This is a genomic window from Trinickia sp. LjRoot230 (genome assembly GCF_964253315.1).
GTDB lineage: Bacteria > Pseudomonadota > Gammaproteobacteria > Burkholderiales > Burkholderiaceae > Trinickia.
Genome location: NZ_CAXUQX020000001.1, coordinates 3,550,241 through 3,566,704 on the forward strand (window position 1 = coordinate 3,550,241; position 16,464 = coordinate 3,566,704).

Annotated in this window: 16 protein-coding genes; 12 read left to right on the forward strand and 4 right to left on the reverse strand. The window is 64.4% G+C overall.

What is annotated here, in order from left to right; translation table 11 throughout:
• Window positions 1-33: 33 nt before the first annotated feature.
• The 3 genes from fghA to ACSQ20_RS16220 all read right to left on the reverse strand — a co-directional run bounded on the left by fghA (window position 34) and on the right by ACSQ20_RS16220 (window position 3,570).
• The gene (gene fghA / locus ACSQ20_RS16210; protein ID WP_436021682.1) at window positions 34-879 is read right to left on the reverse strand and encodes an S-formylglutathione hydrolase; all 846 of its coding nucleotides are present in this window, start codon (window positions 877-879) and stop codon (window positions 34-36) included.
• A 61-nt stretch (window positions 880-940) separates the two neighbouring features.
• The gene (locus ACSQ20_RS16215) at window positions 941-2,047 is read right to left on the reverse strand and encodes an S-(hydroxymethyl)glutathione dehydrogenase/class III alcohol dehydrogenase (RefSeq protein WP_436021684.1); all 1,107 of its coding nucleotides are present in this window, start codon (window positions 2,045-2,047) and stop codon (window positions 941-943) included.
• Window positions 2,048-2,115: 68 nt separating this feature from the next.
• Entirely contained in the window at window positions 2,116-3,570 is a 1,455-nt protein-coding gene (locus ACSQ20_RS16220) for an FGGY family carbohydrate kinase (RefSeq protein ID WP_436021686.1), read from the reverse strand.
• Between the two features lie 458 nt (window positions 3,571-4,028).
• Here ACSQ20_RS16220 and ACSQ20_RS16225 point away from each other — a divergent pair, with 458 nt between their 5' ends.
• The 12 genes from ACSQ20_RS16225 (at window position 4,029) to ACSQ20_RS16280 (ending at window position 14,856) form a co-directional block, all read left to right on the forward strand.
• On the forward strand, window positions 4,029-4,220 hold the full coding sequence (locus ACSQ20_RS16225; protein ID WP_436021688.1) for a Flp family type IVb pilin: 192 nt from the start codon (window positions 4,029-4,031) through the stop codon (window positions 4,218-4,220).
• A 45-nt stretch (window positions 4,221-4,265) separates the two neighbouring features.
• On the forward strand, window positions 4,266-4,796 hold the full coding sequence (locus ACSQ20_RS16230) for an A24 family peptidase (protein ID WP_436021690.1): 531 nt from the start codon (window positions 4,266-4,268) through the stop codon (window positions 4,794-4,796).
• 22 nt (window positions 4,797-4,818) lie between these two features.
• Window positions 4,819-5,838 (forward strand): Flp pilus assembly protein CpaB, encoded by a 1,020-nt coding sequence (gene cpaB, locus ACSQ20_RS16235; protein ID WP_436021692.1) that lies wholly within the window; start codon window positions 4,819-4,821, stop codon window positions 5,836-5,838.
• An 11-nt stretch (window positions 5,839-5,849) separates the two neighbouring features.
• Entirely contained in the window at window positions 5,850-7,229 is a 1,380-nt protein-coding gene (locus tag ACSQ20_RS16240; protein ID WP_436021694.1) for a type II and III secretion system protein family protein, read from the forward strand.
• A gap of 25 nt (window positions 7,230-7,254) precedes the next feature.
• Window positions 7,255-7,674, forward strand: a complete 420-nt coding sequence (locus ACSQ20_RS16245) for a CpaD family pilus assembly lipoprotein (protein WP_436021696.1) — start codon at window positions 7,255-7,257, stop codon at window positions 7,672-7,674.
• Window positions 7,675-7,748: 74 nt separating this feature from the next.
• The gene (locus ACSQ20_RS16250; protein WP_436021698.1) at window positions 7,749-8,972 is read left to right on the forward strand and encodes an AAA family ATPase; all 1,224 of its coding nucleotides are present in this window, start codon (window positions 7,749-7,751) and stop codon (window positions 8,970-8,972) included.
• Window positions 8,972-10,483, forward strand: a complete 1,512-nt coding sequence (locus ACSQ20_RS16255) for a CpaF family protein (protein ID WP_436021700.1) — start codon at window positions 8,972-8,974, stop codon at window positions 10,481-10,483. The genes ACSQ20_RS16250 and ACSQ20_RS16255 overlap by 1 nt, the downstream gene beginning before the upstream one ends.
• Window positions 10,480-11,472 carry a type II secretion system F family protein gene (locus ACSQ20_RS16260; protein ID WP_436021702.1) on the forward strand — a complete coding sequence of 331 codons (993 nt, stop codon included), beginning with the start codon at window positions 10,480-10,482 and terminating at the stop codon, window positions 11,470-11,472. Before ACSQ20_RS16255 ends, ACSQ20_RS16260 begins: the two co-directional genes overlap by 4 nt.
• Complete coding sequence (locus ACSQ20_RS16265) at window positions 11,469-12,416, forward strand: type II secretion system F family protein (RefSeq protein WP_436021704.1); 948 nt, start codon at window positions 11,469-11,471, stop codon at window positions 12,414-12,416. Before ACSQ20_RS16260 ends, ACSQ20_RS16265 begins: the two co-directional genes overlap by 4 nt.
• 91 nt (window positions 12,417-12,507) lie before the next feature.
• Window positions 12,508-13,392 carry a tetratricopeptide repeat protein gene (locus ACSQ20_RS16270; protein ID WP_436023166.1) on the forward strand — a complete coding sequence of 295 codons (885 nt, stop codon included), beginning with the start codon at window positions 12,508-12,510 and terminating at the stop codon, window positions 13,390-13,392.
• Entirely contained in the window at window positions 13,389-13,817 is a 429-nt protein-coding gene (locus ACSQ20_RS16275; RefSeq protein ID WP_436021706.1) for a TadE/TadG family type IV pilus assembly protein, read from the forward strand. The genes ACSQ20_RS16270 and ACSQ20_RS16275 overlap by 4 nt, the downstream gene beginning before the upstream one ends.
• A 1-nt stretch (window position 13,818) precedes the next feature.
• The gene (locus ACSQ20_RS16280) at window positions 13,819-14,856 is read left to right on the forward strand and encodes a pilus assembly protein TadG-related protein (RefSeq protein ID WP_436023168.1); all 1,038 of its coding nucleotides are present in this window, start codon (window positions 13,819-13,821) and stop codon (window positions 14,854-14,856) included.
• Window positions 14,857-14,906: 50 nt separating this feature from the next.
• Here ACSQ20_RS16280 and ACSQ20_RS16285 read toward each other — a convergent pair whose 3' ends face one another.
• Window positions 14,907-16,460 carry an efflux transporter outer membrane subunit gene (locus tag ACSQ20_RS16285; RefSeq protein WP_436021708.1) on the reverse strand — a complete coding sequence of 518 codons (1,554 nt, stop codon included), beginning with the start codon at window positions 16,458-16,460 and terminating at the stop codon, window positions 14,907-14,909.
• Window positions 16,461-16,464: the final 4 nt, after the last annotated feature.

A 16,464-nucleotide genomic window follows, 5' to 3' on the forward strand; every position in this document is an offset into this window, starting at 1 on the left:
GGCTCGCGTCATCGTCTATTGCAGTTGATCCCCTCAGGCAAGCGCACGCGCGTGATGCGCGATGTGATCTTCGATGAACGTTTCGATAAAGTAGTAGCCGTGATCGTAGTCTTCATGCCGGCGCAGCGTCAATGGCTGTCCCGCTTCGATGCAAGCGGCTTCGAACACATCGGGATGCAGTTGCTGCACGCGGTATTGGTCGGCAATCCCCTGGTCGACAAGAATGCCCGACTCGAAGCGGGCGGCATCGGCACGCACGACGAGCTCGCTCGCGTCATATTGCCGCCACGTTTCGCGATCCTCGCCGAGGTAGCCCGAAAACGCCTTTTGGCCCCACGGACAGCGCATCGGTGCCGCGATTGGCGCGAAAGCCGATACCGAGCGATAAAGCCCCGGATTGCGCAACGCCAACACCAGTGCCCCGTGGCCGCCCATCGAATGGCCGAAGATGCCGAGCCGCGCGCCGTCGATCGGCAGTGCGGCGAGTACGGCCTCGCGCAATTCGTCGCGCACGTACGAGTACATCTTGTAATGCTTCGACCATGGCTCGCGCGTGGCATCGAGATAAAAGCCCGCTCCGACGCCGAAATCCCACATCTCCGAATCGCCCTCGATGTTTGCGCCGCGCGGGCTCGTGTCCGGCGAAACGAGCGCTAAGCCGTGTTGTGCCGCGAAACGCTGCGCGCCGGCCTTGATCGGAAATGTCTCTTCCGTCGAGGTGAGCCCCGCCAAATAGAACAGGGCTGGTACACGGCCATGCTTCGCTTGCGGCGGCAGATAAACCGAAAACCGCATCGGCAAGCCGATCGTCTTCGATTCATGCCGGCAATAACGCTGCACGCCGCCGTGGCAGGCATGCGACTCGATCAGTTCGAGCATCGTGCGTCTCCTTATGCTGGGTTCAGCGAGTTGAATTGAAATGGATTCGGTTGGATTCGATTCAATAAAGAACCACGGAGCGGATCGACTCGCCGCTCTTCATCAGATCGAACCCTTCGTTGATGCGCTCGAGCGGCAGCGTATGTGTGATCAGGTCGTCGATGTTGAGCTTGCCGTCCATGTACCAATCGACAATCTTCGGCACGTCGGTGCGCCCACGTGCCCCTCCGAATGCCGAACCCTTCCACTCGCGGCCCGTGACGAGTTGAAACGGCCGCGTGCTGATTTCCTGGCCGGCCGCCGCCACGCCGATGATGATCGACTGTCCCCAGCCCTTGTGACAGCACTCCAGCGCTTGACGCATCGTCTTCACATTGCCGATGCATTCGAATGAATAGTCGGCACCGCCATCGGTCAACTGAACGATGTGATCGACGACGTCAGCCACCTCACTCGGGTTGACGAAATCGGTCATGCCGAATTGCTTCGCAAGCGGCACGCGCGCCGGGTTCAGGTCGACACCAATGATCTTGTTCGCGCCCACCATCTTCGCGCCTTGAATCACGTTCAGGCCAATGCCGCCGAGGCCGAACACCACGACGTTCGCGCCGGCTTCCACCTTCGCCGTGAAAATCACCGCGCCGACACCGGTCGTCACGCCACAGCCGATGTAGCAGACTTTGTCGAAAGGCGCGTCCGAGCGAATCTTCGCCACCGCGATTTCGGGTACGACGATGTAGTTCGAGAACGTCGAGGTGCCCATGTAATGGAAGATCGGCTTGCCGTCGATGGAAAAGCGCGAGGTTGCATCGGGCATCAGCCCTTTGCCCTGCGTGGCGCGGATTTTCTGGCACAGGTTCGTCTTGCGCGAAAGACAGAACTTGCACTCACGGCATTCCGGCGTGTAAAGCGGAATGACGTGGTCGCCCTTTCGCAAGCTCCCCACACCGGGGCCGACGTCGACGACGACGCCCGCACCCTCGTGCCCGAGAATTGCCGGAAAAATTCCCTCCGGGTCGGCGCCAGAGAGCGTGTAGTAATCGGTATGGCAAATGCCGGTTGCCTTTACTTCGATCAGCACCTCACCGGCCCGCGGCCCTTCGAGATCGACGTCCTCGATTACAAGCGGTGCGCCGGCTTTCCATGCGATTGCGGCTTTCGTCTTCATCTATACATGCTCCTTGTTGTGTGTAACGAGGCGCTCAGTGGCGTAGTCGCGCAGCCGGTCATCATCGCCTAAAACGGCGCATCGAACCAGCCTTCGGTGCGCCCATATAGATCGAGAAAACGCGCATAGCGTGCGGCAAGCGCCGTATCGCCGCGCGGGCTGGCCACGTGTTCGGCAGGCGGGGCCAGTGCCGGCAAGTCGGCTTCGCGCCAGTGCCCGGTCGCGAGCCCCGCGACGAGTGCCGCGCCCCTCGCGCCCACGTTGGGACAACTGACCGCTTCCAGATCGGCATCGAGCGCATCGGCCAGCAACTGGCGCCAGCGCGGCTCGACCGAGCCGCCTCCCGCGAGCCGCAAGCGATGCACCGGCGCGCCACCGCTCGCGTGCGCATTCGCGCGGATCGCATCGAGCCCCGCGCGCAATGAAAACGCGACGCCTTCGAACGCGGCGCGCATCATCGTGCCGCGCGTATCGTCGAGGCTCAATCCGAGCCAGCCGCCACGCGCGGCCGCGTTCATCCATGGCGAGCGTTCGCCACTCAAGTAAGGCAAAAAGCTCAGCTTGCTGCCGTTCGTCGGCGCGGCGTCGCGGTGAAATGCGTCGCGATAGGCGTCGGGCCACGATGCATAGGAAAGCCAGCCGCGCACGGTCTCGAGCGCGACACCGACGTTTTGCATAGCGGCCATGCGGTACCACTGCCCCGTCGCCGTGCGGTAACGATGCAAGCCGCGCGCGGGTGTTGGCTCATCGCTCGACAGCACGACGATTTGCCCGCCGCTGCCCGTGGTGACGAGTGCGTCGCCGTCGTGCGTGAGGCCGCTGCCGAGTGCCGCGCTGGCCGTATCGGCCGCGCCCGCCGCGAGCGCAACGCCGGCGGGCAACCCCAACGCATGCGCAGCTTCGCTCGACAGCGTGCCGGCCAGTGCATACGAATTCGCGCAGCACGGTGCGAACCATCCGCGCGGCAAGCTCAGACGATCGATCAATGCATGGTCCCATTCCCCCGATGCGAACGCCAGCGCCGTCGCGCACGCATCCGACGGATCGGTGACGACACTGCCGCCCAACGCCATGCGCAGCCAATCCTTCGGCTGCAACGCCCAGCGGGTGGCAGCAACGGCTTGCGGATCGTTCAGCGTGATCCAACGCAACAGCGGGCCGGCCATGCCGGGCGCAACCGGGTTCGGCTGCGGCTCGGACCAAGCGTCCATCAGGCTCGCAGCACGCGTGTCGGGCCACAGCATCGCGGGCCGCACCGCGCGCGCGTGCGCATCGACGAGCACGACCCCGTGCATCTGGCCCGCGATGCCGATGGCCGACACAGCGGCGCGCGCCTCGCTCGGCAAATGTGCGGCTGCGTCGACGAGCGCTTGCCACCATGCGCTCACCGGCGTTTGCGCCCAGCCGTGCACCGGTGTTTCGATTGGGTACGTCGCGCCCGATGCCGCGCGCTCGCGCCCTTGCTCGTCGATGATGGCCAATTTCAGCGAGGCCGTGCCCAGATCGATACCGAGAAAATGCATTGTCGAGGGTCCGTTGATCGTGTGATGGAACGGTTGCCGTCATGCCGCCATGCTGCGGGGCGCCAGACGCGGTACATCATAGCGGTGTGTATCGTCCTCGGCCTCATTCGGCTCGAATTGTGGCGACCTGCATTCGGTTATCCAACACTATTTGCCACCCGCTTCGAATCAATTAGTTAGTTGTCCGAACTAATTCAAGAGTGCCATTGATCATATCAATACGGTAGATGAAATACGCCGATTTTTGGCCTCAGATCGCGCCATTGGTCCATCTGCTTCACTCATATGATTAGTTGTCCGAACTAATTTTTTTGTCTGACGAAATCATTAGTACTCCTACCTATACAAGCCTCGCAAACGGTTGCCGTAAACGCGTACGGAGAGGCGCTTTGCCTCCCGACCTTACTCGTTGCGGCGACGTCCGCCGGTTCGAGCGTGACCTTTAACAGGAGCCATCCATGCTGCGTTTCATCCAATCTCTCGCGCGTGACGAGCGCGGTGTCAGCGCCCTCGAGTACTCGGTGCTGGCGGGCATTGTCGTCGTGGCGGTAGCTGCCGCGGGTGCAATCTTCGGCGGCACCGACGGCCTTCCCGCACTGTTCCAGAGCATGGTCACGAAAGTGACGAGCGTTCAGAACAACGGCCACTGAGGTAACCCGCGGCGAGCACTTGTATCAAGCGCCCGCCCATTTTTCATGGCGCATACGATCACGATGGACTGGGTAAGACTCACTGCCTGCTGCGTGCTCGCGATGCTCGCCTGGTCCGACTTGCGTGCACGCCGCCTGCCGAATCTCGGGGTCGCCGCATTCGCAGCGCTCTACTTCGTCGCAGCGGCATGCTCGCGCGATGCCGATCCGGCGCTGGTCGCCCATACGTTGACCGGTGTCGTCGCGTTGTTTGCGGCGGCAGTCCTCTTTCGCTTTGGCTTGGTCGGCGGCGGCGACGCGAAGCTCGCTGCCGCCGTCTTCCTATGGGCCGGCCCGTCGTACGCCGCGAGCGTCTTTTTCATTATTTCGGTGTCGGGATTGATGCTCGGTTTGACCGTTTTTGCCGTAGGCCGTGTTGCCGTACATCACACGTGGGCACGCCCGCGACTGGACTGGCTCGCGCCTGTACGCGGGGTGCCTTACGGCATTGCACTGGCAACCGGCGGCCTGGTCGCCGTATGGCTCGCCCCCGCGTCGATGCATGCGTTGCCGCATGCGTTGGCACGACTTTCCTAACATCTCCCGGCAAGCCGTCGCCATGCGAAATATCATCAAGTTTGCTGCGCTCGTGGTCGTCGCGGCCATCGGTGCGTTCGTCCTGCGCGCGCTTTACATTGCTTCGTCGCGCCCCGGCCCGGCACCCACCGCGCCGACAGTGCACATCCGCGCCGCAGCAGCCGATCTGCCCGATGGCCTGCTGTTACGCGAAAGCGATCTCGTCTGGAAAGCCGTGCCGCGCGGCCAAGTACCCGCTGGTGCATTGGTCCAAGTCCAAGCTCAAGCCCAAGCGCAGGAAACGGGCACATCCGAGGTCGATCTGAAGGGCGATTTGCTGCGCCATGCCGTCAAGGCGGGTACCCCGCTCGGGCAAGCCGATGTGATCTCGCCGAACGCACCCGGTTTTCTCGCTGCGGCACTCAAGCCCGGCATGCGCGCGATCTCGGTCGCAATCGACGATGTCTCGGGCAACGCCGGCCTCATTCAACCGGGCGATTATGTCGATGTGTTGCTGACGCAGCAAATGCGTACGGCAACCGGTGCGCAGCCCGACGCACAGCGCGCGGTCGAAACGGAAGCCATCGTCGAACGCGTGCGCGTGCTTGCGGTGGGCTCAGCGTTTCGCCGTCCGAACGACGCCGCCGCGGCACCGAACACGCGCGCGCGCACGGTCACGTTCGAGTTGACGCCGAGAAGCGCCGAAGTCGTGACGGTAGCCGCGCATCTGGGCTCGCTGTCGCTCGCATTGCGCAGCTTCGCCACGCGCGATCGACATACGCCCGACGCCGAAGCGATCACCGATCTGCACACGCCGCCGGTGTGGGCCGGCGATGTCTCGCGCGCGCTGCATACTGCCTCCCCGCAAGCGAGCGCCACGCGCACCGCGCTTTCGCGCCCCGTCGAGAGCCCGCGTGCGGTACTCGTTTATCGCGGCTCGCGGCAAAGCGATGCAGGCGGCTCAGCCATGCCGGGCCTGCCGACCGGATTGCCGCCGCTGCCTTCGGGTGCACCACCCGCTACGCAACCTGTTACGCAGCCCGCTGCGCACCCTGCTGCTTAGGACTCCTAATCATGATTCGCTGGATGCGTCGATTCCCCGTTATATTCGCCTGGCTTGTGGCCCTGGTGCTCGGCTGCGCATTGATACCGCTTGCGCGCGCCGCGACGCAGGACGGCATCATCTCGGTGGCAGCCGGCAGCGGCGAAATGATCAAGCTGCCCGAGCCTGCCGTTGCTGTGTTCGTCGCCGATCCCGACGTAGCCGACGTGCACGTGCCGACGCCGCAAACCGTGTTCGTACTCGGCAAGCGCGCCGGAACGACGACGCTCTTTGCGCTCGGCCCCAACAATCGCACCATCTTGCGCGAGACGATTCGCGTCGCCACCGATACGCAGTCGATCCAGCGTCTGCTCGACGCGCGCTTCGCGCAGTTGCGGCTCACCGTCACGAGCGCGCCGGGCTCGCTGATGATCGCGGGCCGCGTGCCAAGCGCATCGGATGCCGATGCGGTCGTGCAAACGCTCAAGCCGTATTTGCACCAGGGCGAGGAGATCGTGAACCGCCTGACACTCGCGCAGCCGATTCAAGTTCACTTGCGCGTGCGCATCACGGAAGTCGATCGCAACATCACGCAGCAACTCGGCATCAATTGGAGCGCGCTGGGGCGCGATGGCAACTTCATCGGCGGGCTGTTCAACGGCCGCGCGATTGCCGATGCCGCTGCGAGCGCATTCAACCTCTCGCCGACCGGGGCTTTCTCGGTGGTGGGCGGCTTTAGAACGTCGAAGTATTCGATCGACGGCGTGCTCGATGCCCTCGATCAGGAAGGGTTGATCACGATGCTCGCCGAGCCGAACCTGACGGCGATGTCCGGGCAGACCGCGAGCTTTCTCGCCGGCGGCGAGTTTCCGATTCCCGTGGCGCAAGACACGACGGGCGGCATCACGATCGAGTTCAAGCCTTATGGCGTGTCGCTCGACTTCACGCCGACCGTGCTCGCGAACAATCGCATCAGTTTGAAGGTGCGCCCCGAAGTCAGCGAGATCGATCCGGCCAACAGTGTCACCACCGGCTCGATCAAGGTGCCGGCGTTGACGGTGCGCCGCGTTGATACGACGGTCGAACTCGGCAGCGGCCAGAGCTTCGCCATCGGCGGGCTGTTGCAAAGCAGAACGAGCGACGTGCTCGCGCAATTGCCGGGGCTCGGCAATCTGCCGGTGCTCGGCAAGCTGTTCTCATCGAAGAACTATTTGAACAACAAGTCCGAAGTCGTCGTGATCGTCACGCCGTACATCGTGCAGCCGGCCGGCCCCGGACAACTGCACGATGCGCTCGACGGCGTCACGCACCCGAGCAGCGATATCGAATACGCGCTGCAACGCGCACTCGGCATCGATCCGCTATCGGGCGATGCGCCGCGCCTGATCGGCGCCGCAGGCTTCGTCTACTGATATCGGCGGCCGACAGAGAATTTCGATGAACACCCGGACCCTTTCCAACTCGCTCGCCGCACGCGTTGCTCTCGCGCTTTCGCTGACAGCCGCGCTGACAGGCATCGCCGGCTGCATGTCGGCCCACCCGCCGCTTGGCATGCCCGATCCGTCGGTGATCGGCTTCACGCCCGGCGACGGTGGTCACGCCGTTGCGCCGACATGCGATGCGCTCGCTCAGCCGTCTCATATGGTCGATGCGGGCCGGGGCCGGCCTAATGTTGCGTTCGGCTGTGCGACCTATTCGAATCTCGCCGCCATGCTCGCGCGTCCGGCCGACCTCGTGGCACCCGAGCCTTATGCCGGTGCCGACGCAGCCTTGGGCGCTAGCGCCGTGCGCCGCTACGACGAAGGGCGCATGACGCCGCTCAACCCGACATCGACGACTTCACGCATCTCACGCTGACTTATCGATTTATCGACTTATCGGCTTACTGATTCACCGACTCACCGACCGCCACTGACGGAGCCGCTTCGCAAATGGGTGCCTTCGAACCGAATATCGCAAAACATCGCACCGCGCCGCGCGCGGGCGACAGGCTCGTTGCCGTCGTCGCCGACGCCGGCAGCGAAGAAGTCGTGAAGAACCTGATACTCGATCAGGGCATCGCGAACGCGCACGTCGTGCGCGGCACGCTCGATGACGCCATCGAGCTGATGCGCGAAGCCGGACAAGCCCCGCGACATCTGCTCGTCGATGTCTCGGCGAGCGCCATGCCCGTATCGGATCTGATGCGGCTCGCGGACGTCGTCGACCCGTCGGTGTCTGTCGTGGTCACCGGCGAACGCAACGATGTGGGCCTCTTTCGCAACCTGTTGCGCATCGGCGTACAAGATTATCTCGTCAAGCCGCTTACCGTCGAACTCGTGCAGCGTGCGCTCGCCGCGAGCGACCCGAGCGCGTCGGCCCGCGTGGGCAAGGCGCTCGGCTTTGTCGGCGCGCGCGGTGGCGTCGGCGTCACGACGATCGCCACGGCACTCGCTCGCCACCTCGCCGACAAAACGCGCCGCCGCATTGCCTACGTCGATCTCGATCCGTACGGCAGCGCCGCGAGTTCGATGCTCGGCGTGTCGAGCAACAACCGCCTCGCCGAATTGCTGCAAAACACGCAGCGGCTCGATGAACAGCTGATTCATCAAGCGTTCGTCGCGCAAAGCGATCGGCTCTTCGTGCTGTCGTCGGAGCAGCCGCTCGATGCCGATTTCAGCTTGCGCCGGGGGGCCGTCACCGATCTCCTGACCGCCCTCAAACACCAGTTTCACTATGTCGTGCTCGACTTGCCGCAGCGTGCGGGTCCGCTCACCGACGAAGTGCTCGATGCCTGCGCGATGATTCACGTCGTCGCGGACCGCTCCGTGCATGCGGCACGTGAGGCCGCGCGCTTGTGCCGTTTCGCGGAAGGGCGAGCGGGCGATCCGGCGATCTCGGTGCTGCTCAACGACGCGCAGCAGCCCGTGAGCGGGCGCGTGACATCCGACGATTTCACGCATGCGCTCGCGCGTGCTTCGGTTCATCGGTTCCCTTACGAACCGGAAACGCTGGCGCTCGCGGAAAATCTCGGCGAGGGGCTCGGCGACGTTCGGCGCTCGCCGTTCTCACGTGCCATCGTCTCGCTTGCCGATGCGATCACCGGCGGCGACACGGCGTTGCCCGCCGATGCTCGCTGGTACGCGAAGCTGTTGCCCAAACGCGGAGCGCGCTGATGTTCGGTCGCCGCAGCGTCAAGCCCGTTTCAGCTTCGTACGTGCCCGACACGCACGGGGCAAGCACGTACGAGCATTGCCTGGCACGGCCTGACGACGCCGTGCCGGCGCACAGCGACGCCGGCACGTCGGACGTCGTCGTTGCGGCTGCCGCCCCCGTCTCGGCACCGCCCACCGCGCGCGCCCACGCGCTCGCACAAGCCGCACCGTCACCGGCCGCCCCGCTGCCCACCACCGACCGGCATCAGGCGTTGATCCGCTCCGATACGTTCAAGACGATCCGCTCGGCCGTGTTCTCGTCGATGAACATGTCGGCCGCACTGATGATGTCGCGCAGCGAAGTGCGCGAAGGCATCGAACACATCGCCGCGGACACGATCGCAAAAGATCGCCTGACGCTGTCGCAGGCCGACCAAGCGCTGATCGTCGACGAAATCCTCAATGACATGTTCGGCGTCGGTCCGATCGAGCCGCTGTTGGCCGACGAACGCGTCACCGACATCCTCGTGAACGGCCCGGACCAGGTCTTTGTTGAACGAGGCGGCCGGCTCGAACTGACGCCGCTCAAGTTTCGCGACAACGCACACGTGATCAACGTTGCGCAGCGCATTGCCGCGGCGGTGGGACGGCGCGTCGATGAAAGCAGCCCGATGGTCGACGCGCGGCTGGCCGACGGCAGCCGTGTGAACGTCGTGCTGCCGCCGGTCGCGCTGCGTGGCGCTTCGATCTCGATTCGCAAATTCGCCAAGCGCAACATCACGCTCGCTCGCATGGCGCAGCAGGGCAACATTTCGACGGCGATGGTTGAAGTCCTGCGCATCGCGAGCGCCTGCCGGCTCAATATCGTGATTTCGGGCGGCACGGGCTCGGGCAAGACAACGCTTCTGAATGCACTGTCCAATTTCATCGATGCACACGAACGCATCGTGACGATCGAAGACGCGGCCGAATTGCAATTGCAGCAGCCGCACGTGGTGAGCCTTGAAACGCGGCCCGAGAACAGCGAGGGGCTCGGCGGCATTTCGCAGCGCGACCTCGTACGCAACGCGTTGCGGATGCGGCCCGATCGAATCATCCTCGGCGAAACGCGCGGCACCGAGGCGTTCGACGTGCTGCAGGCGATGAATACCGGGCACGATGGATCGATGACCACGGTTCACGCCAATACGCCGCGCGATGCCATCACGCGGCTCGAAAGCATGGTGATGATGGCCAACGGCAATCTTCCGCTAATCTCCATTCGCCGCCAGATCGCGAGCGCCGTGCACATGATCTTGCAAATCGAACGCATGCGCGATGGCGTGCGACGCGTGACACGCGTCACCGAAATCAGCGGCATGGAAGGCGATATCGTCATCACGCAGGACCTCTTTTCATTTCGCTACAACGCAAGCGCCTATGAAGAGCAGGTCAGCGGCGCGTTCGAGTGCTCGTCGCTGCGCCCGGCGTTCGCTCAGCGGGCCGCTTATTACGGGCTCGAAGACGCCCTCATCGCGGCGATGCAGCCATGACGCCCGCTGACGTCGTCGCCGGCGGTGCGTTCTTTGCGATCATCATCGCAGGGCTGATCTTGCGCACGCTGTGCGATCTGGCCGCGCGCCGACCCGGCGCGCGCATCCGCGCCCGCGTGGTCGAGCTGCGCGACGATTCACGCGAAGCGACCAAAACAACGCGCCCCGGCAGGCAAGCCCCGCATCAGTTGTTCAGCCTCGCGCGTCGCAACGGCGAGCATGGTGTATGGCTCGCGTGGTTCGACACATGGCGCACGCGCGTGCAGACCGTCAGCGGGCGCAGCGGCATGCGTACGATCGGCTTGGCCGCATTCGTCGCGTGCGTCGTCGCCGTTGCCGTCGCGTCGTTTTTCTCGTTCTCGCCCGCACTGCGCGTCGTAATCGGCCTCGTCGCTGCGCTGGCCGCCGCGCGCGGCGTCTACGGCTGGATGCTCGCGCGATTCAAACAACGGTTCCTGGCCGTTTTCCCCGATACGCTCGATCTGATCATCCGCGCGGTGCGTGCTGGCATTCCCGCAGTACAGGCGATCTGCACGGCCGGCGTCGAAAGCGAAGAGCCCGTGGGCACGACGTTTCGCTCGATGGGCGATGCACTGCTCGTCGGCGCGGAAGTGAAAGACGTGCTCGAGAAAGCCGCGCAACGACTGCAACTCGCCGATTTTTCGTTCTTCTCCGTATGCCTGATCCTGCAGCGCGAGACCGGCGGCAATCTGGCCGAGACGCTCGAGAACCTTGCAGGCATCGTCCGCACGCGCCGCGACATCCGCGCCAAGACAAAGGCGCTCACGGCCGAAGGACGCATCTCCAGCAAGATCATCTCCGGCGTGCCGTTTTTCATCATGGGGTTTCTCTCGATCGTCAATCGCCCTTACGTCGCGCTGCTGTTCAACACGCGCGCCGGCCACAAGATGCTCGTGCTTGCGGCCGTCTTGCTGACGGTCGGCCTTTTTATGATTCGCAAGATCTCGAACCTGGATACCTCGCGATGAACACTCTCGATTTTTGGCGCAATGCGGCGCTCGTCGGACTACTCGCCTTCGGCACACTGTGGCTCGTGTTGCGCGGCACCGGTGCACGCGCGCGCATCGCTCAGCGCGTGCGCCAGGGCGTCGCACGCGCGGCAAACGAGCCTGCCGGCGCAATCAGTGCGCCGGTCAAGAACATGCCGCAACGTTTCGTGCGACGCATCGCGACGCTCGGCGAGCATATGCCGATCATCGACGCGGGCGAGCGTGCCAAGCTTGCGATGCGGTTGGCCCGTGCCGGCTTTCGCGAACGGCGTGCGGTAGCCGTCGTCGCGGGGCTCAAGGTGGTCATCGGCACATGCCTCGCGCTGAGTGCCATCGTAATCAGCCCGCATATACCGCGCATCGGCGAGTACTTCGTCTTTCGTGCGCTGATGATGGTGGGCGCCTTTGTCATTGGCATGATGCTGCCCGAGTATGGCGTCGGCTTCGCCACGCGGCGCCGCCAAAAATCGATTGCGGCAGCGTTGCCCGACGCGCTCGACCTGCTCGTCATCTGCACGAACGCCGGCAACAGTCTCGTCGTTGCGATCAAGCGCGTGGCCGGCGAGCTGCAGACGATCTGCCCCGCGCTCGCCGACGAGTTTTCGGTGACGGCTGACGAGCTGCGCATCGGCGGCGACAGCGCGCTCGCGCTGAACGCGATGGCAACACGCATTGGCCTGCCCTCGATGCGCGCGCTGGTCACGACGCTCGTGCAGTCGCAGCAGTACGGCACGCCGATTACGCAATCGCTGCGCATGCTTTCGCGGACCGAGCGTGCGATGCAGATCATCGCGCTCGAAGAGAAAGCCGCGAAGCTCGCGCCGAAAATGACGCTGCCGATGATGCTGTTCATCATGCCGACCGTTGCGCTGATCGCCGCGGGGCCGGCCGTCATCCGGCTCATTGCCGTGTTTCGTCATTGAGAAAGAGACGAGTATTCGTTAGCACAACTAACTAGTCCAATCAGTGACGTTTTATCGATACAGGTTGCATGCCATGAATACGTCCTCTGTTATGTTACGAGCCTTCACGCGCACGCGTTCGTTCGCCTTCGCGTTCGGCTTGCCGCTGGCCATCTCGGTTTTGCTGGGCGGGTGCGCAAGCGGCGGCACGTTGACGACGCGTCCGGTCCTCTCCGAGCGCGGCACCGACACTTCCACCGATCTGCGCATCGCGCAAAGCGCGCTCGAAAGCGGCGACACGCAGCTTTCCGTCACGCTGTTCGAGAAGGTGCTGAAAGCGTCGCCGCAGTCGAACGACGCACAGCTGGGGCTGGCCGACGCGATGTATCAGACCGGCGATCTCGCACGCGCCGGTGTGCTGTATTCGCATGTTGCCGCAGCCGGGCCTGCGGACCCGCGCGCACAATTGGGCTTGGCGCGCGTGGCGTTGCGCGAGCGGCGCCTTGACGACGCCGTGGCGCGCTACCGTGCGCTGATGGCGGCATTGCCGGGTCAAGCGATTGCCGCCGAGGGGCTTGGCACCGCGCTCGATTTGCAGGGAGACCACGCGCACGCGCAGGCGGTCTATCGCGCTGCTTTGCAGCAGCATCCCGACGCGCAAGGGCTCAAGACGAATCTCGGCCTATCGCTGATCCTCTCGCAGCAGGCGCGCGAAGGCGCCAACGTGCTGCTCGACATCGCCGGACTGCCTGATGCGCCGTTGCAGGCGCGACAGAATCTGGCGCTCGCCTACGGCCTGCTCGGCAACGGCGAGGCAGCCAAACGCATTCTGCTCGCCGACCTGCCCGCGGCCTCCGTCGACGACAACCTGCTTTTCTATCAGACCGTGCGCAGCCGGTTCTCGGCCGCGAAGCAGGACAACGCGGTGCGCGTCGGGCCAGTGCCGACACTCGCGCCCACAACAGCCGGCAGCTTGGCCGATCGAGGCCGCGAATGAGACCGCTGGCGCGCTTCGCGGCGAACGAGCGTGGCGTGGTCGCGCTCGAATTCGTGCTCGTGTTTCCGTTCTTGATGACGCTGCTGTTCGGCATCGTCGACGCGAGCCTGCTGCTTTGCGATAAAGCCGTCATCACGAACGCCTCGCGCGAAGCAGCGCGCGCGGGTGTCGTCGTGCGCGTGCCGCAACTGAGCGCGGGCGAAATTGCCAACGTCGCGCTCTCCTACGCGCAGAACAATCTCGTCACCGGCGGCACGGCGACGACGCCGACTGTGAGCGTCGACCAATCGGCCGGCACCGCGCCCGGCAATCCGCTGAAGGTAACGGTGACCTACACGTACGACGGCTTGGTGCTGGGTTCCGCCATCAGCGCACTGACGGGCCCGGCTACCGTGACGGCCACCACCGTGATGAACTATGAGTGACATGAGCGGCACGCGTAAGCCACGGCGAAGCGCGCGTCGTGCCGAGCGCGGCTCGGCCACGCTGTGGTTTTTGTTTCTGGTATCGGTGCTGTTGACCTTCGGCGCGTTCGCCGTTGATTTGCCGCGCGTGGCCACCGTGCGCAACGAACTGCAAAACGCCGCCGATGCCGCCGCGCTCGCCGGCGCCGCGCAACTGCGTGCCGGCGGGGATGGCCCGGATTGGGCCGGCGCCGCAAGCGCCACGAGCGCAGCGGTGCCGCTCAACAGTTCAGATGGCGTGACGCTCAGCGCAGCCAGCGTACAGACCGGGTACTGGAACGTGACCGGCAACCCGGCAACGCTGCAGCCCACCACCATCACGCAGACGCTTTACGACGCACCCGCGGTGCAAGTGACGATCACGCGCGCGAGCGGACAAAACGGCGGCGCCATCGCGTTACTGCTCGGCGGCTTTCTCGACTCGCTGCATTCACCGGCCAGCGCGACGGCCGTGGCGGTCAGCGCCGCGCCATCGACCGTCGGCCCGGGCGGGCTTTTTCCGATCGTCGTCAGCCAATGCGTGCTCGACGCGTACTGGAACGCGCAGACGAACGAACCGTTGATCGACCCTTCGACGGGCAGCGCTTACGAAGTGCAGATCGGTAATGGCCAGCTTTATAAAGGTTCATGCAGCGCGGGGCAATGGACGTCGTTCCTGACCAATGCGGACGACGTGACGACGATCCGCGGCCTCATTGCATCGGGCAACCCGACGTCACTCTCGATTGGCGACAGCATCTGGATTGAGCCCGGCGTGAAGACGGCGATCTATAGCGACGTGCCGGTGGGCACGACGATTCTCGTGCCGGTGGCGGCGAACATCGATAGCAAAACCTACGTGCCGATCGTCGCGTTCGCCGCGTTCCATGTCGATGGGTCATATGGCGGCAGCAGCAAATACATCGAAGGTCACTTCGCCGGCGGCTATCGCGTGGGCGTTGCGGCGTCGGGCATCGGCCCCGCGTACGGCGTGTATGTGGTGCCGAGGCTTGCGCTTTAGACACGCCCCCCCACTTGGGTGCGCGGGCCCGATCAGCTATCAGGTCAAGCTCAGCTCGCGGGCGCAGCCTTCGCAGCGGCAGGTGCTGTGCCGCTTTGCGGCACTTGGGCGGGCATCGAACGATAGTCGGTGTCGGCATCGGGCGAACGCGGCGTTTCGCCGGTCTGCTGCAACCAACCGCCGCCCAGCGCCACGTACAAATCGACGAGGCTCGTGAGCCGCGCCGCACGCGCGCTGATTAGCGACTGCTGCGCCGAATAGAGGCTCGTTTGCGCTGTGAGCACCTGCAAGTAGCTATCCACGCCATTGCGGTAGCGCAGTTGCGACAAATCGAGCGTTCGCTGCAGTGCATTCGTATTGCGCTCGAGCGCACCGATCTGGGCATCGTAGGTGCTGCGCGCAGCAAGCCCATCGGACACCTCGCGAAACGCCGATTGGATCGCTTTCTCGTAGTTCGCAATCTCGATGCGCTTTTGGATATTCGCCAGATCGAGATTGGCGATGTTCTGTCCGCCTTCGAAGATCGGCAACGAGATTTGCGGTGCAAAGGTCCAGGCCGCCGAGCCCGGCTTGAAAAGCCCCCCGAGCGTCGGGCTCGCGGTACCGAATGAACCGGTCAGCGAAATCTTCGGCAAGAACGCCGCGCGTGCCGCGCCGATATTCGCGTTCGCCGCGCGCAGCGTGGCCTCGGCTTCCATGATGTCGGGGCGACGCGTAAGCAAGTCCGACGGCAGCCCGGCCGGAATGTCGGTCAGCAGCGCTTGATCGCCGAGCGGGCGGCCCGGCGGGAGATCGGCCGGCAGCGGCTGGCCGATCAGCAGCACGAGCGCGTTTTCCGCCTGCGCACGCAAGCGCGCTTCCGATTCGCGGTTCGCGCGCGCCTGCTCGACCACCGTTTCAGCCTGACGCAGATCCAGTTCGGAGCCCGTGCCGTTATCGAATTGCAGCTTCGTCAGGTTGTACTGATCGAGCGCCGATCGCAGCGTGTCGTCGGTGACCTTCAGCAGTTCGTCGTCGGCCAGCATCTGCAAATACTGATCGGCCACCTGTGAGACGAGTGAGATTTCCGCCGCCTTGCGCGCCTGTGCCGTCGACAGATATTTCTCGAGCGCCTGATCCTTGAGGCTGCGAATGCGCCCCCAGAAGTCGATTTCCCACGACGTATCCAGTCCGACCGAATACTTGTTCGAAATCGTCTGCCCGAGGAACGACAGATTCTTCGGCGTTCGCGAGACGCTCTTTTCAGCCGTTGCGTCGAGCGACGGGAATAGCGCCGCGCGCGCCACGCGATATTGGGCACGAGCCGAATCAACATTGAGCATCGTCACGCGAAGGTCTCGATTGTTCGCCAGCGCAATGTCGACGAGCCGCTGCAAGCGCTGATCGGCAAGGAAATCGCGCCAACCGATATCGGCGGCCGCTTGGCCCGCTGCGCTGCGGCCCGGCGTCGCGGCCGGTTGCGTGGCGTACACACCCGAACTCGGGAATGCGCCTGCCACCGGCGGAGCCGGCTGCTCGTACTTGGGCTGGAACGAGCAGCCCGCGGCACCAAGCGCCACGGCAGCGGCCGCCGCGGCGCTCGCAATCAAAGAATGGTTTCGCATCTGC

What these genes read in the sequence shown, in the direction of transcription:
- fghA (WP_436021682.1), bottom strand. Translation starts at nt 879, where the DNA reads ATGCTCGAACTGATCGAGTCGCATGCCTGCCACGGCGGCGTGCAGCGT.
- ACSQ20_RS16215 (WP_436021684.1), bottom strand. Translation starts at nt 2,047, where the DNA reads ATGAAGACGAAAGCCGCAATCGCATGGAAAGCCGGCGCACCGCTTGTA.
- ACSQ20_RS16220 (WP_436021686.1), bottom strand. Translation starts at nt 3,570, where the DNA reads ATGCATTTTCTCGGTATCGATCTGGGCACGGCCTCGCTGAAATTGGCC.
- ACSQ20_RS16225 (WP_436021688.1), top strand. Translation starts at nt 4,029, where the DNA reads ATGCTGCGTTTCATCCAATCTCTCGCGCGTGACGAGCGCGGTGTCAGC.
- ACSQ20_RS16230 (WP_436021690.1), top strand. Translation starts at nt 4,266, where the DNA reads ATGGCGCATACGATCACGATGGACTGGGTAAGACTCACTGCCTGCTGC.
- cpaB (WP_436021692.1), top strand. Translation starts at nt 4,819, where the DNA reads ATGCGAAATATCATCAAGTTTGCTGCGCTCGTGGTCGTCGCGGCCATC.
- ACSQ20_RS16240 (WP_436021694.1), top strand. Translation starts at nt 5,850, where the DNA reads ATGATTCGCTGGATGCGTCGATTCCCCGTTATATTCGCCTGGCTTGTG.
- ACSQ20_RS16245 (WP_436021696.1), top strand. Translation starts at nt 7,255, where the DNA reads ATGAACACCCGGACCCTTTCCAACTCGCTCGCCGCACGCGTTGCTCTC.
- ACSQ20_RS16250 (WP_436021698.1), top strand. Translation starts at nt 7,749, where the DNA reads ATGGGTGCCTTCGAACCGAATATCGCAAAACATCGCACCGCGCCGCGC.
- ACSQ20_RS16255 (WP_436021700.1), top strand. Translation starts at nt 8,972, where the DNA reads ATGTTCGGTCGCCGCAGCGTCAAGCCCGTTTCAGCTTCGTACGTGCCC.
- ACSQ20_RS16260 (WP_436021702.1), top strand. Translation starts at nt 10,480, where the DNA reads ATGACGCCCGCTGACGTCGTCGCCGGCGGTGCGTTCTTTGCGATCATC.
- ACSQ20_RS16265 (WP_436021704.1), top strand. Translation starts at nt 11,469, where the DNA reads ATGAACACTCTCGATTTTTGGCGCAATGCGGCGCTCGTCGGACTACTC.
- ACSQ20_RS16270 (WP_436023166.1), top strand. Translation starts at nt 12,508, where the DNA reads ATGTTACGAGCCTTCACGCGCACGCGTTCGTTCGCCTTCGCGTTCGGC.
- ACSQ20_RS16275 (WP_436021706.1), top strand. Translation starts at nt 13,389, where the DNA reads ATGAGACCGCTGGCGCGCTTCGCGGCGAACGAGCGTGGCGTGGTCGCG.
- ACSQ20_RS16280 (WP_436023168.1), top strand. Translation starts at nt 13,819, where the DNA reads ATGAGCGGCACGCGTAAGCCACGGCGAAGCGCGCGTCGTGCCGAGCGC.
- ACSQ20_RS16285 (WP_436021708.1), bottom strand. Translation starts at nt 16,460, where the DNA reads ATGCGAAACCATTCTTTGATTGCGAGCGCCGCGGCGGCCGCTGCCGTG.